The organism is Kineosporia babensis (genome assembly GCF_021129305.1).
Classification (GTDB): Bacteria; Actinomycetota; Actinomycetes; order Actinomycetales; family Kineosporiaceae; genus Kineosporia; species Kineosporia babensis.
Map to the genome: position 1 here is coordinate 253,163 of NZ_JAJOMB010000003.1, position 13,511 is coordinate 266,673.

Sequence of the window (13,511 nt, forward strand, 5' to 3'; positions counted from 1 at the left end):
TAACCGGCGGATGAGCATCAACAGCGGCTACGGCCTGGGACTCGACCTGGGGTCGGTGACCCTGACCGCCGCAGTGTCGGACGGTGTCCTCACCAGCACGCTCAGGCTCAGCCCGGATTCGCCCTGGCTGCCCGCAGCCGTCCAGTCACGGCCGGACGGCTCGCTCGCCCTGGCCACAACCGTTACCAACTCCGTCGTTCCTGGCCACGTCTTTCACCGGCATCTGGGCGACTCCACCCCGTTCCGGCTGGGGAACGGGTCGTTCACCGCGGCCGAGTTGCTTGCCGTCCTGCTCGTCGAGGTTCTGCAGCGCGTGCATGATGAGCAGAAAGGCCCGCCGACGCGCGTGGTGCTGACCTGCCCGGCCGGTTGGGGTGCGCATCGCCGTGAGCAGTTCCTGGATGTTGCCCGTCAGGCTGGACTACCTCGTTCGCAGGTGAGTGTGATCTCTCAGGCCGAGGCGGTGGTCGCCGACCATCAGCGCCGTCGGTCCTGGACCGGGGCACAGCCGATCGCGGTGTACGACGCGGGCGGGAGCACGGTCGAAGCGAGTGTCCTGATCCCGCATCGCCAGGGGCGCAGCCAGGTGATCGGGGTGCCCGAAGCACTCGACTTCCAGGGCGGCCTGGACCTGGACGAGGCGCTGCTGGCCAAGCTGGACGAAACCTTCGGCGGGGCGTTGTCGCTGTCCGACGATGATTCGCTGCGCCAGCAGTGCGCTCGGGCCAAGGAACAGCTCTCCAGCGTCACCGAGGTCGAGTTCAGTTACGAGGGCAGCCGTACCCAGCTGAACCGCAAGGATCTCGACGGCGTGCTCGCCCCCTTCGTCTCCGCGGGACTGCACGCTCTGCAACGCACTCTGGACTCGGCCGGCGTACGCGCGAACGACCTGGCCGCGGTGCTGCTGACCGGAGGCAGTTCACCCATTCCCCAACTGGCCGAAGCCCTGACCGAGAATCTGGGCTCCTCGGTGACGCTCGTCCCCGAACCTCAGCACGCTGCCGCTCTGGGCGCCGCTTGGCTGGCCGCCCGCCCGGAACCCCACCAGGAGCCGCGCCTGCTGCCGGGCGATGCGGCAGGATAGGGCAGAAAAGAACGGACGAAAGGTGGTGGAGTGACGTGATCCGGCAGTTGACGACGCCTGTCCGGTTCTCGTGCGTCCGCCGGGACGAGCCGTGGCGCGAGAACGCTGCGGAGAGCGGGTTTCGGGCCAAACACAAATGACAGCGCAGCACATCATGATCGCCGTGGCGGTCGCCATGGTCCTGCTCGGCACCTACCTGATCGGAGCCGGTACCCGAGCCGTTTCCGGCGCTGACGCTGCACCGGAGCCTTCCCCGCCCGATCGGCCGGCCCCTTCGCCCGCCGGCCACCGCAAGCCAGAACGGGCCGCCCAGCCCCCGCAGCGGCAGGACACCGTGGCCGGCCCGCTGAAGGTCCTCCAGGCCCGGGCGTTCACCCCGGCCACCACGTCGGATCACGAGAGCACCGCAGAAGAACGCCAGGCCGGACGGGAACACATCGGTACCGAACTGGAGACCGACCTGACCGAGGCGCTGCGTCTGCTCGAGGCCCGCCCCCCGGAGTTGCGCGGCATGCAGATGAACGCCCCCACTGCCACCGTCGCCCAGGAACTGGCCGTGCTGCGAGCCCACCTGCGCGGTGCCCTGACCGACCTGGACGCCCGGCTCCGCACCGATCCGGTCGCGGCGGGCGACCTTGCCGTCGCCGCCTGTGTGGCCTCGATCCTGAAGCGGATGCCCGCTCACTGCGGCGTCACCTTCCATCGCGCCCACCGCCGGTCGGTGCCGCTGGACGCCTACTTCCCCGGAAGCCTGCTGCACGAGCCCGGGTTCGCCCGCGCCGACCGTAAATCGTTCCCGGCCGGTGGAATCGGCGACAGCTCGCTGATCGACCAGGTGATCTGGTCGGAGTCCGGCCGGCTCACCCCGCTGCTGATCGGCTACTCCGACACCGTGCTGTTCCCCGCCGCATCCCGTTTCCGGGTCCTGGGCCTGGACCGTCGCGGCGAGGACGTCACGGTCTTCCTGGCCGAAGAGCTCCCGGACCAGCCGCTGGGCAGCAAGCGCCTGACCCAGATCCTCGACCACCTGCGGGGCAAGGCGGCCGATGCCGGGGTAGGCCCGATCGACGGCCCTCGCCCCTCCCCCGTGGCCCACATCGGCCTGGACCAGAACGGGCAGCCGTTCGCGCCACGCACCGCCTCCTGAGCACGGATCACAGAACTCCGGCCCGCATGGCGTAGGCCACCGCATGCGAGCGATTACGCAGCTGAAGGCGCTCGGTCATGGCGTACAGGATGCTCTTGACCGTCCGCTCGGAATACTGCATGCGCTCGGCGATCTCGGAGTTCTCCAGGCCTTCGGCGATGCACCGCAGGACTTCCACCTCCCGCTGGTCCAGGCCTGAGGCGCTCAGGCCGCGCGGGGTCAGGACCTTGCGCTGCACCTGGGCGACATCGGCCATGAGCCGGACCTGGACTTCCGGGGGCAGGTGCGTGGCGCCCTGGTGCACGCTGGCGACCACCCTGCTCACGTGCTCACCGGTGGCCTGGGAACGGTAGAGGAAGCCGGTGACGCCCAGCTCGGCCGCGGCGAGCAGATCGGGCTCGCCGAGCCGGTCCAGGATCACCACGACCCGGGTCCGCTCGGGCTCCAGCACGACCGAGCGCAGCAGGCGCATCACCGAGGCGGAGAACTCGCTCACGGCCATCAGCACCACGTCGGCCTCGTCCGCCGCGACCTCGGTCAGGAACGGATTGCCGTGCACCAGGCGCCCTATCCCGATCTGGCTCAGCGGGTCGCAGGCCTTGATCAGGACCTTGACCGGTGTGTCCCGGTCGGCGGGGGCACCCCGTGAGGGCACACAGGCCGGGCAGGCGAAGCCCGGTCTCACCACGGGATAAGGCGGCCGACCGGCCTGCACTGTGCGGCCGCCGCGCCTGGCCAATGTCATCTCCACACACTTCAGTCACGTCCCGGGCCGCCAAAAGGTTCAGACCGTAAGGACGCAGAACCATGTCCAAAAGGACGGACGGTGGTCCCTCACGATGAGGGCACTCGTCCGACCGGACCCGGCGCCGTGACGTCCCGGGTCGAACCTGAGAGGTAGCCATCCGTACCGATTCGCCCGTCCGGCTGCCCAACGTCCGAGCCCGGCTGCGTCGCACCCGCAGCCTGCCCGGCACTCCTGACAGCATCGCCACGATCTGGATCATGACCGACGGCAGGCACTTTCGGATCCAGGACGACGACGGTCGTAGTGCCCAGGACGTTCTGGCCGACGTGACCGGCGCCCGAGGACTCGGCGCTGCGGCCCACACCGTGGCCGCGTCGGGGTCGGCCGGCCGGCCCACCGAGATCCTGAGCGATCCGGCCACCGGTCTGGCCGTGGTGCACGAACCCGGGCGGGCGCACTGGTGGGCCCCGGCCACCCGATTCCTGCCGGTGGTGCGACAGCTCTTCGTCCCGAGCACCTTCAGCGCCTGGCAACCGGTCGGGACGGGCGCTCGCCTGGGCCGGCTGACCACGGAATTCGCTTCCGAAGTCAGCGGCGAAGCTGACGGACGCGCCTACTCGACCCGGTTCCGCTGGAGCGCCGCCGGGCCCTACCTGCTCTCCCGGCAGGCCCAGGACTGCGCCAGCCCGGGGATCTCGGTCACAGTCGAGGTGACAGACATCGCGGAGGGTGTGGTGACCGCGGCCGACCTGACCTCGAGGCGAGCCGTTTCGTGGCGCTGACCTGTACAAGGACGCTGGGGTGAGACCGCTCCCGGCCCGCCTTCACCAGGAGTTCATCTTCGGGCACAACGGGTTCGGCACGTATTCTCTAGTATCGACCAGTTCAGATCCGTCGCATGTCTCCGAGGTGTCCTCGCTGTGCCTTTCCCCTCCTCCTCGCGGAAAAGTGCTCCTGGCAGGAGATCCGGGATCAGAAAGATCACTGCGGGTTCCGTGCTGATCGCCGCGGGTATCGGAGTGGGCGCCTGGTCCCTCAGCTGGGACGACGTCGCCTCCACGGAGGACGACAAGGCCTCACTGACGGCGCACACCTCACCTTCCGAGACACCCGTCAACGAACCTTCCTCGGAGCCAACGACTGCTGCTCCCACCACGTCCGAGGAGACCACCCCGCAGAAGCCCTTGTCGCCGAGGGTGAAAGCCCCGGCCGCCGCCGACTCCGAAGACACCGAGCCGATGCTTGAGAAGTCCAGGGCCGAATCGCCGTCGGCAACCCCATCCGTCACGCCGACCTCGTCGGCTGCCTTCGTTCTCCGGAACGCCTACAGCGGGCTCTGTGTCGATCTGGATCATCGGGGGGCGGTCGAACCGGACACTGCGCTCTGGCAGTTCACCTGCAACGAGACGCGGGACGAGGACAACCAGGAGTTCCAGCGAGTGCAGGCCGGCGAGGAATTCCTGCTGCGCAACGTCAAGAGCGGGCTGTGCTTCGACGCGGACGGTTCCGGCAGCGAGATCCCGGCATCGCGCGAGCTGGCGGTCTGGTCCTGCATGCTGGGCGAGGGAGACAACCAGATGTACCGCTCCACCGCCAGCACTTACGGTTTCAAGCTGGTCCACGTGAAGACCGGCCTCTGCCTGGACGTATCGCGTGAGAGCGGCAACCGCAAGGACCTCAACCTGCCGCTCGTCCTGGCCGAGTGCTCGTCGGCCGGTTCTCAGGACTGGGTCTTCGACCCTTCCTGAGGTCGCTTCGTCCACTTTCTCTTTCGGAAGGAGAACCGTCTGTGTCCACCGCCGAGGGCCGGCGACGCCGCGACAGTCTGCTGATCCGGGGCGGCTATGCCCTGGTGGCCGGCGGGATCGCGCTGGGCCTGCTGACCGTCCTCTGGCTCGGCGACAGACCGAACGACACCCGGGCGTCACTGCTGTCCAACCCGTCCTCGAGCACCCTGGATGTCGAGCCCAGAGTCCTGATGCAGGCGGCCGAGCCCACCGGCCAGGCTGTCTCGTCGGACCCCGTCGAACAGATCGATCCGGCTCCGGAAACGACGCTCCCGACGGCGACCACCGAGCCGGAAACCCCCAAGGAGGAAGACGAACAGCCGCCTGCGAAGAAGGAACCCAAGGCCGCCAGGACGTCGACGTCGGAAACCTTCGTGGTCCGGAATCTGCACACCGGCGTCTGCCTCGACCTGCCCTACTACGGAGTCGTGGATCCGGCGACCAGACTGGGCCAGCACCCCTGCACTCCCGGGAGCAAGGACAATCAGGACTATCAGCGGGTTCAGGTGGGCGGAAAGTTCGTGCTCCGCAACGTCAGGACCGGAATGTGCGTGGACGCCGCCGGCACCGGGGCGGTCGACCCCGGCCAGGACGCGATCATCTACTCGTGCGTGCTGAGCGATGCCGACAACCAGTTCCTGAAGGCCCGGACCAAGGATGACGGCGTCCAGCTCTTCAACCCGAAAATGAAGATGTGCCTGGACGTTCTCGTCCCGGATGAAGGGCGCCGGGCCGTCGTCTGGTCGAAATGCTCCACCGCACCTACCCAGATCTGGCAGTTCCGCTCACAGGCGGATTGAACCGTGGGCCGGCGCGGGCCGTATCCCTAGAGGCAAGAGACAACCTCTTCCCCTCAGGAGCAGCCGGTGCCCGACCTCAAGCCTGCACGGCGGCCGGTGCAGGTCCTGGAATCCGGCTTGCTGCTGACTCTTACCGGAGCAGCCGTGCTCACGTTCACCTTCGCCTGGCAGAACCCGGAGGATCCTCCATCGGCTTCCCTGCACACGAACGTCGAGCAACCGGCGCCCGGGCCGGTGCGGCCATCCGTGTCCGAGCCGCACCTGATCCGCAACCTGGCCACGCAAATGTGCATCGACCTGCCCTTTTACGAAGCGGCGGAGGCCGGGACGCCGGTCACCCAGCACCCCTGCATTCCCGGTGATGACGACAACCAGGACTACGAAGCAGTCAGTTTCGACGCCGGTGACGTCCTGAGGAACGCAAAGAGCGTTCTGTGCCTGGACGTTCCCGGATCGGGATCGGTTCCCGAGGGCACCCGGGTAGTCGCCTACGGATGTCGGCCCGGGGTAGGAGACAACCAGCTGTACGACCGCACATTGCCCCTGGGCGCGGGTTTTCGGCTGAGAAACATCGCCTCCGGCCTCTGCCTCGATGTCTCCTCCGAAGGCGAGGGTACGCACGCCCCGGACCAGGAACTCGTCCTCGCCGAGTGCACAGCCGCCGGAACTCAGGCCTGGACGTTCGAGAAACCTGAGAAATAGTGACTTTCCGCTCCGCCGGACTCGCCGGTCTGCCAGGCTCGACGACGTGGCGCGGCGAGCGTCATGTTCAGCAAGTGATCTCGAAAGGAAACGCTTGATGACCCTCAGCAGGAGCCAGCGGGTAATGGCCGGGGCGGCTGCCGTCGCCTCAGTGGCGGCAGTGGGAGCGGCCGCGGTCGCCTTCTCCGGTTCGGCCAGTGCCGCCCCGGGCCAGGCCGAGCAGGCCAAGGTGTCTTTCACGGAGGGCAAGCTCACGTACCAGGCCGCCCCCGGCCAGAAGAACAACCTGACCGTCACCCGGGAGGGCAAGCCCGTACCGGAGGACGAGTCCCCGTACGGCACGTCCACCTACACCTGGCTGATCGACGACTCGGTGCCGATCGCCATCGGCTCGGACCACTGCACCTACCCCAAGTCCGGCGACCGCACGGCCGTCAGCTGCACGGTGGAGGTGGAGCACGGCCAGGACCCGGGCTTCATCTCCTCGTTCAAGCTGGGCGACCGGGACGACTCGCTCAAGTTCGTCAACGTCGACGGGGACGGGTACGAGGCCGACCGCTTCCACCTGGGCGCCGGTAACGACGTGTACACCTCCAAGGGCAGCGCCGACGGCAGCCTGGTCGAGGGCGGCAAGGGCAACGACACGATCACCACCGGCAAGGCGGCCGGCGACTTCAGCGCGGTCCGGGGCGGCGCCGGGAACGACACCATCCGGCTCGGACGCGGGTTCGTCAGCGCCCACGGGGACGCCGGCAACGACAAGATCTTCGGCAGCTCCACGGACGACCGGCTCTACGGCGGCGCGGGCAACGACGTGATCCGCGGTGACGGCGGCCCCGACCGGATCGAGGGCGGGTCCGGGAACGACACCCTGTACGGCGGCGCCGGGAACGACACCCTCCTGGGCCAGGCCGGTAACGACAAGCTCTACGGCGGTCCGGGCAAGGACGTTCTGAAGGGCGGCAAGGGCAAGAACGTCCTGAAGCAGGGCTGACCTTAGGCCCCTTCCGGCCGATTCGGCCGGAAGGGGCTTTTCGCTTTCCTCGGCTGACCAGCGGCCGGTCGAGGGAGGCGTTCAGGTCATCAGCGGATCTTGGCCGTCCGTCAGCGTTTCCGCTCCTTCCTCGGAGTACGGCGGTGGAACGATCGCGGCAACAGCGACCCGGCCGGGTCGCCTACCGAGGGGGACCCATGAGACGTCTTTTGGCGGGACTGCTGGGGGCAGTCCTGTTCACCGCGCCAGCCTTCGCGGTCAGTGAGGTGGCCCGGGCCGAAGCCGGCCCGCCGTGCTCTTCGGCCGCGAACGAGAACCTCTACGTGAAGTTCTCGTCGCCGAAAGCGTACAAGCAGACCGATTACGCCGAAGCCGGGCTGACCGTGCACGGCAAGCTCACCGGCAAGTGGAGCCAGAAGGTCACCGCCGTCGAACTGTTCGCCGATGGGACGTCGGTCGGGAAGGCCACGCTGAAGGACCGCAAGGAGGGCGGGGACCGGATCCGGTTGTGGTCCAACGAGGATGTCGACCTGAGCGTCGGGCACCACATGCTTCAGGCCTGCGCGAGAACCTCCTCGGGCGCCGTGGTCGGCAAGCTGATCCACACCTACGTCACCGCTCCCCTGGCCGAGAAGGTGCTGGCGGCATCGCAGCCCGGAGACTCCTGGATGGGCAACGACGGCGAGATCGGTCATGCCGATCTGGCCAAGGGCCACCATGCCTGCGTCGAGACCACTCCCGCGGGCACGTGTACCGAGGGCACCTGGCCCGATCTCCTGGGAGTTCCCAAGATCTGGAGCCACTCGCTGGTCAAGAACAACCAGAACGTGGTGACGTTCACCAAGACTTTCACCGTGACCGCCGAGCAGGCGAAGCAACCGGCGATGCTGGACGGCTGGGCCGACGACGTCTTCTCGGCCCAGCTCAACGGGACCGAGGTGCTGAGCGGTGACAACTGGACCACGTCGTTCTCGGCACCGGTGACCCTGAAGACCGGCAAGAACACCGTCGTCTTCAAGGTCACCAACACCGGGAGCTTCGACCCGCAGGGCAACCCGGCCGGCGGATCCTGGAAGATCTCTCAGTAGAAGCCCGGCGCCCTGCCCATGGTCCGGAACATGGGCAGGGCCGGTTCCGGACCGGCTCAGCCTCGTGCGGACGTCTACCGCGGTTGCGTCGATTTCGGCGAGGCCGCCCAATTGCCGAGCAGCTGCAGCTTCTCGGCCGAAGGCGAGCCCACGTCCGCCGAGTAGACGATGAGGTTCTGCCCCTCATCGCCCGGCAGCGGCAGCGTCTCGAAGTTGACCTTGAGTTCCCCGACCGTCTCGTTGAAGAAGCGTTTCACCCCGTGCGTGTGCTCGAAGATCCGGTAGTCGGCCCAGTGCCGGGCGAAGTCCGGCGCCGTGCTCGACAGCTCCTGCACCAGCCGCTGCAGCGCTTCGGACCGCGGACCGTCGGGCACCGCCCGCAGGATCCCGACCATGTCGGCCGCATGCTTCTCCCAGTCCAGATAGACCTCACGGGCTCGCGGGTTCAGGAACATCCACCGCGCGAGATTGCGGTGTCCCACCGGCATGGCCGAGAAGTCGTCGAAGAGCACACGGGCCACCGCATTCATCCCCAGCACCTCGAGCAACGGCCCGTGCACCATCGCCGGGACCGACATGGCGTCCACCATCGCCAGAACCGCCGGACGCGCCTTCGGACGGGCCGCCGAACCGGAGGCGCCGCGCTGCGAGGCCCGCACCAGCGTCCGCAGATGCCGGCGTTCGATGTCGTCGAGTTGCAGAGCCTGCTCGATCGCGTGCAGCACCGGTTCCGAAATGTTGCTCGCCCGACCCTGCTCGAGCTTGATGTAGTACTCCACGCTGACGCCGGCCAGGATCGCCACCTCTTCGCGGCGCAGGCCCGGCACCCGACGGGTCGCCGTCGCGGCCGGCAGTCCGGCCATGTCAGGGGTGATGGCCGCCCGCCGGGAGGTCAGGAACTCACGCAGGGTGCCGTCGCTCATGCTCGGAAGTATGGCTCCCGACCACGGTCTGCGAACAGGCCGAAGGTGATACTGGCAGGGGCACCCAGCTGGCGGCATAGTCGTCGATGACCCGCTGCGACATCTGCAGCGAGGAGGAGAGCGGGAAGTCGGTGCGCTGACAAAGTACCCCTCAGCCTGGTCCCAGCAGTACTACCAAGAGGCGCTCGGTGCCACGAAGTGCTAAGCCGGTGGGGCTACACGTTCCAGGATCCGAGGGAGTCGAATCATGCGCAGCAGCCAGAACCGTTCCGCCCTGGCCGCAACCTTCATGGCGGTGGCTGTCCTGGCATCGGCCTGCGGTGGCGAGTCGCCGACGGTGTCGAACGGAACGGCCGCGCCGGTACCGGGCAGCTCAGAGACACCAAGTAGCCCACCAGCGACGGCGGGTGAGACGAGTGCGCCGGCGAGCACCACGTCCTCTGGTAGTACCAGTGAACCCACCACCGAAGCCGGCGGAGGATGTGCAGCCACGAACGAGAAGGTTCCGAGCGGTGCGGCGACCAAGAAGACGTTCGACCTGGACGGCGATGGGAAGCCGGACACTATCTGGGTCGGGGACGGTCGCAAGGGCGTCGAAACCGCCAGCGGTGCAGTCGTTTCGCTGAAGGTCAGCAATGCTGGCGGGCCGGAGATCACGGTTTTCGCCCAGACTCTGAGCAGCGGCGCCAAGGTCTTGATGGAGAACGGCCGTCAGGCTTACGTTTCGGCGTTCTCCGACTGCACCCTGGTCGAGACGAAGAACGTGCAGGGCGAGCAGTACACGTTCGATCTGGGATTCAACGCTCCGGACACCGGGTACGGGTGCGCCAACGGTGAGGACGTGGTGGATCTGGTGGGTCTGGCCCTGACCAAGAGCAAGGACGGGGGCACGAAGCCCTGGCTGCTGGAGCAGACGGTGATCGACGTCAGCAAGGACGGGCGGACCGCGGAGAACGGTGAGAAGGAGATCGTCGGCCAGTTCTCCACCAAAGCGTATGCCCGGGCTGGGCTGGACCAGGCCTCCAGCCTGAACACCTGCTCTCCCGAGACCGTTTCGCAGGCCTGATCGCGCCGGGTGTGAACCTTCGCCGAGGGCCTGCACGTAGATATCAAGTGACCAACCGGATCCTGGATCTCCCCCTGCGCAGCCGCCGACTGCGACGTTCCGCTGCTCCCCAGCTGTCCTTCCCCGAGGCCCAACTGGCGGGTGAGCGTTCAGTTCAGCGAGATCAGGAAGACCCGCGGGTGGATCCTTCAGGCCGCACCCGGCTGTTGCTGCACGCGGGCCGGACCGGCAAGGCGGTGTTGATGCTGCATGGATATGCCGGTTCTCCGCATTCCTTCGAGCATCTGATCACGTACTTCCATGAGCGCGGGTACAACGTCTACGCGCCGCGGGAACCGAACCACGGCCTGCGCGAGGGAGCACGCCCGCTCTCGGCTGCCGGTCTGGTCCGCTACGCAGACGAAGCGCTGAGTGTGGCGGCCGGGCTGGGCGACGAGGTCGGGATCATCGGATTCTCCGGAGGTGGCGCACTGGCGACCTGGCTGAGCGCGTACCGGCCGGAGTCCGTCAGCCGTCTGCTGTTGCTGGCCCCCTTCTTCGCACCGCATCCCGCGCAGGTGCCGCCGTGGTCGGTGCGGGCCCTGACCGTGCTGTTCGGCCTGCGGATGCTGCCCGACCGGCCCGTCCCGAACACCGGCTACACCCTGCACGGCGTGGCCCAGTACCTGCGGGTGATGGCCAACCAGCCCACGGGCCTGCTCAACCCCGGACTGCTGAGCGTGGGCGTTGCCTACTCGGCCCTGGACGAGTTCATCGACCGGGCCTGCGCCCTCGAGATCTCCAGCCGGCTCGCCGAGGCCAGCGGGGTCAAGGCTCAGGTGCACGAGTTCCCGCCGGAAGCCGGTCTCGTCCACGACGTCGTAGCGCCGGATGTCCTGCTGGAGAACGCTGGGCGGATCGCTGACCTCTACCTCAGCCTGTACGAGAACGGATGAGCGACCCGAGCGCCATCTCGGTGAGGATGCGGCGGACATCGGCGGCGGGCAACTGCCCTGGGATCCGCGGCGTGGAGTTGATCAGGCCGATCACCGCGTGCGCCCGGGTGCGGTCGTCGTCCTCGCGGCCCGACGGCACGGCCCGGCCGATCACGTCCACCCAGACCTCCACGTAGGCCCGCTGAGACTTGCGCACCTCACGCAGATCGCCCGGTTCCAGCTGAAACCGGTCACGGTCGAAGATCAGGATCAGCTCCGGCTCGGTCAGGGCGAACTCGAGCTGCCAGGAAACCAGGGCCCTCAGCGCATCCTGGGCCGACTCGTTCTCCTGCTGGATCCGGCGGCCACCCTCGAGCAGGCGGTGGCTGATCCCCACCAGGAGCTCGGCCAGAACTGCGTTCTTGCTGGCGAAGTGCCGGTAGACCGCCGGGCCACTGACCCCGGCCGCCCCGCCGATGTCGTTCAGCCGAACCCCCGCATAACCGTGCTGGGCGATGAGCAGCTTGGCGGCGCCCAGAAGGGCTTCCCGTCGGTCAGCCTTCAGCTGCTGGCGGGCGGTCGCCGGAGAATCGCTCACCGCCGCAGTCTAGACGTTTCAGTGAACGACGATTAACTTAGTTTGGGTTAGTGATGACTAACTCAAAGAGTGAGGTCGATGACGACCACGCAGATTCAGGTTCAGCCGGCTGGGCACCGCGAGCTGGTGGCGCAGTTGCGCGAACGGCTACGGCTGCGAGCGCTGGGAGGCACCCCGGCCGCGCGGCAGCGGCACCTGGACCGGGGCAAGCTGCTCCCCCGCGACCGGGTGGAGCGCTTGCTCGATCCCGGCAGCCCTTTCCTGGAGCTCTCCCCGCTGGCGGCTGAAGGCATGTACGACGACGCGGTGCCCGGGGCCGGACTGGTGACCGGGATCGGCCGGATCAGTGGCCGCGAGTGCGTCGTCGTGGCCAACGACGCCACGGTCAAGGGCGGCACCTACTACCCGATCACGGTCAAGAAGCATCTGCGGGCGCAGGAGGTGGCGCTGCAGAACCGGCTGCCGTGCGTCTACCTGGTGGATTCGGGCGGTGCTTTTCTGCCGATGCAGGACGAGGTCTTCCCCGACCGCGAGCACTTCGGCCGGATCTTCTTCAACCAGGCCACGATGAGTGCTCGCGGCATTCCGCAGATCGCCGCGGTCCTGGGCTCGTGCACCGCCGGCGGCGCCTACGTACCGGCGATGAGCGACGAGACGGTGATCGTCCGGGGCCAGGGCACGATCTTCCTGGGCGGTCCACCCCTGGTGAAGGCTGCCACCGGCGAGGTGGTCAGCGCCGAGGACCTGGGCGGCGGGCTCGTCCATGCCCGCAAGTCCGGGGTGGTGGATCATCTGGCCGAGGACGACGAGCACGCCTTGGACATCGTGCGGGGAATCGTCGCCGGTCTCGGACCCAAAAGCCCTCAGCCGTGGGATGTCCGAGAACCGATGCAACCGGCTCGTGCTGTGCATGACCTGTACGACGTGGTCCCGGTGGACACCCGCACCCCCTACGACGTCCACGACGTGATCGCCTGTCTGGTCGACGCGGGCTCGGCGCAGGAGTTCAAGGCCGAGTACGGCACCACCCTGGTCACCACGTTCGCCCGGATCCACGGCCATCCGGTCGGGATCGTGGCCAACAACGGCGTGCTCTTCGGTGAATCAGCGCTCAAGGGAGCGCATTTCATCGAGCTGTGCGACCAGCGCCGGATCCCCCTGCTGTTCCTGCAGAACATCACCGGTTTCATGGTCGGGCAGGCGTACGAGGCCGGCGGGATCGCCAAGCACGGCGCCAAGATGGTCACCGCGGTCGCCTGCGCCCGGGTGCCGAAACTGACCGTGGTGATCGGCGGCTCGTACGGCGCCGGGAACTACTCGATGTGCGGACGAGCCTACTCACCCCGGTTCCTGTGGATGTGGCCGAACGCGCGGATCTCGGTGATGGGCGGTGAACAGGCTGCCTCCGTGCTCGCCACGGTCCGCGCAGGCCAGCTGGACGCAGCCGGAACCCCGTGGTCGCAGCAGGAGGCCGAAACCTTCAAAGCGCCGATCCGCCGGCAGTACGAGGAACGCGGCAACGCCTACTACTCCACCGCCCGGCTCTGGGACGACGGGATCATCGATCCGGCCGAGACCCGCACGGTGCTCGGGCTGGCGCTGGCGGTCTGCGCTCAGGCTCCGCTCGAGGACGTCTCCTACGGCGTCTTCCGGATGTGAG

Annotated in this window: 14 protein-coding genes; 11 read left to right on the forward strand and 3 right to left on the reverse strand. The window is 67.9% G+C overall.

The genetic code is table 11. The annotated features are described in order from the left end of the window. The first annotated feature begins 10 nt into the window (after positions 1-10). Entirely contained in the window at positions 11-1,084 is a 1,074-nt protein-coding gene (locus tag LR394_RS07030) for an Hsp70 family protein (protein ID WP_231439702.1), read from the forward strand. Between the two features lie 136 nt (positions 1,085-1,220). Then, entirely contained in the window at positions 1,221-2,231 is a 1,011-nt protein-coding gene (locus LR394_RS07035; RefSeq protein WP_231439703.1) for a hypothetical protein, read from the forward strand. A gap of 7 nt (positions 2,232-2,238) precedes the next feature. Here LR394_RS07035 and LR394_RS42740 read toward each other — a convergent pair whose 3' ends face one another. Next, positions 2,239-2,919: a helix-turn-helix transcriptional regulator gene (locus tag LR394_RS42740; RefSeq protein ID WP_231439705.1), complete on the reverse strand. Its 681-nt coding sequence runs from the start codon at positions 2,917-2,919 to the stop codon at positions 2,239-2,241. 317 nt (positions 2,920-3,236) lie between these two features. On the opposite strand from LR394_RS42740, the gene LR394_RS07045 reads away from it, so the two are divergent. The 6 genes from LR394_RS07045 to LR394_RS07070 all read left to right on the forward strand — a co-directional run bounded on the left by LR394_RS07045 (position 3,237) and on the right by LR394_RS07070 (position 8,350). Then, on the forward strand, positions 3,237-3,761 hold the full coding sequence (locus LR394_RS07045; protein WP_231439707.1) for a hypothetical protein: 525 nt from the start codon (positions 3,237-3,239) through the stop codon (positions 3,759-3,761). A gap of 213 nt (positions 3,762-3,974) precedes the next feature. After that, a complete protein-coding gene (locus LR394_RS07050; RefSeq protein WP_231439709.1) occupies positions 3,975-4,727 on the forward strand; it encodes an RICIN domain-containing protein in 753 nt (250 codons plus the stop codon). Between the two features lie 41 nt (positions 4,728-4,768). Further along, positions 4,769-5,566 carry an RICIN domain-containing protein gene (locus LR394_RS07055; RefSeq protein ID WP_231439711.1) on the forward strand — a complete coding sequence of 266 codons (798 nt, stop codon included), beginning with the start codon at positions 4,769-4,771 and terminating at the stop codon, positions 5,564-5,566. A gap of 66 nt (positions 5,567-5,632) precedes the next feature. Continuing rightward, complete coding sequence (locus LR394_RS07060; RefSeq protein ID WP_231439713.1) at positions 5,633-6,268, forward strand: RICIN domain-containing protein; 636 nt, start codon at positions 5,633-5,635, stop codon at positions 6,266-6,268. A gap of 97 nt (positions 6,269-6,365) precedes the next feature. Further along, a complete protein-coding gene (locus tag LR394_RS07065; RefSeq protein ID WP_231439715.1) occupies positions 6,366-7,262 on the forward strand; it encodes a calcium-binding protein in 897 nt (298 codons plus the stop codon). Between the two features lie 197 nt (positions 7,263-7,459). Continuing rightward, complete coding sequence (locus LR394_RS07070) at positions 7,460-8,350, forward strand: hypothetical protein (RefSeq protein ID WP_231439717.1); 891 nt, start codon at positions 7,460-7,462, stop codon at positions 8,348-8,350. A gap of 74 nt (positions 8,351-8,424) precedes the next feature. On the opposite strand, the gene LR394_RS07075 is transcribed toward LR394_RS07070, so the two are convergent. Next, positions 8,425-9,273 (reverse strand): helix-turn-helix transcriptional regulator, encoded by an 849-nt coding sequence (locus tag LR394_RS07075; protein ID WP_231439719.1) that lies wholly within the window; start codon positions 9,271-9,273, stop codon positions 8,425-8,427. A 247-nt stretch (positions 9,274-9,520) separates the two neighbouring features. Here LR394_RS07075 and LR394_RS07080 point away from each other — a divergent pair, with 247 nt between their 5' ends. After that, positions 9,521-10,339 carry a hypothetical protein gene (locus tag LR394_RS07080; RefSeq protein ID WP_231439721.1) on the forward strand — a complete coding sequence of 273 codons (819 nt, stop codon included), beginning with the start codon at positions 9,521-9,523 and terminating at the stop codon, positions 10,337-10,339. A 47-nt stretch (positions 10,340-10,386) separates the two neighbouring features. Then, positions 10,387-11,274 (forward strand): alpha/beta hydrolase, encoded by an 888-nt coding sequence (locus LR394_RS07085; protein ID WP_231439723.1) that lies wholly within the window; start codon positions 10,387-10,389, stop codon positions 11,272-11,274. On the opposite strand, the gene LR394_RS07090 is transcribed toward LR394_RS07085, so the two are convergent. Continuing rightward, positions 11,252-11,851 (reverse strand): TetR/AcrR family transcriptional regulator, encoded by a 600-nt coding sequence (locus tag LR394_RS07090; RefSeq protein ID WP_231439725.1) that lies wholly within the window; start codon positions 11,849-11,851, stop codon positions 11,252-11,254. The genes LR394_RS07085 and LR394_RS07090 overlap by 23 nt on opposite strands. A gap of 78 nt (positions 11,852-11,929) precedes the next feature. On the opposite strand from LR394_RS07090, the gene LR394_RS07095 reads away from it, so the two are divergent. Continuing rightward, the gene (locus LR394_RS07095) at positions 11,930-13,510 is read left to right on the forward strand and encodes a carboxyl transferase domain-containing protein (RefSeq protein ID WP_269328776.1); all 1,581 of its coding nucleotides are present in this window, start codon (positions 11,930-11,932) and stop codon (positions 13,508-13,510) included. The last annotated feature ends 1 nt before the right edge of the window (position 13,511 follow it).

Coding starts and splice junctions, on each gene's coding strand:
- LR394_RS07095 (WP_269328776.1), top strand. CDS start 11,930: ATGACGACCACGCAGATTCAGGTTCAGCCGGCTGGGCACCGCGAGCTG.
- LR394_RS07080 (WP_231439721.1), top strand. CDS start 9,521: ATGCGCAGCAGCCAGAACCGTTCCGCCCTGGCCGCAACCTTCATGGCG.
- LR394_RS07065 (WP_231439715.1), top strand. CDS start 6,366: ATGACCCTCAGCAGGAGCCAGCGGGTAATGGCCGGGGCGGCTGCCGTC.
- LR394_RS07075 (WP_231439719.1), bottom strand. CDS start 9,273: ATGAGCGACGGCACCCTGCGTGAGTTCCTGACCTCCCGGCGGGCGGCC.
- LR394_RS07070 (WP_231439717.1), top strand. CDS start 7,460: ATGAGACGTCTTTTGGCGGGACTGCTGGGGGCAGTCCTGTTCACCGCG.
- LR394_RS07030 (WP_231439702.1), top strand. CDS start 11: ATGAGCATCAACAGCGGCTACGGCCTGGGACTCGACCTGGGGTCGGTG.
- LR394_RS07035 (WP_231439703.1), top strand. CDS start 1,221: ATGACAGCGCAGCACATCATGATCGCCGTGGCGGTCGCCATGGTCCTG.
- LR394_RS07045 (WP_231439707.1), top strand. CDS start 3,237: ATGACCGACGGCAGGCACTTTCGGATCCAGGACGACGACGGTCGTAGT.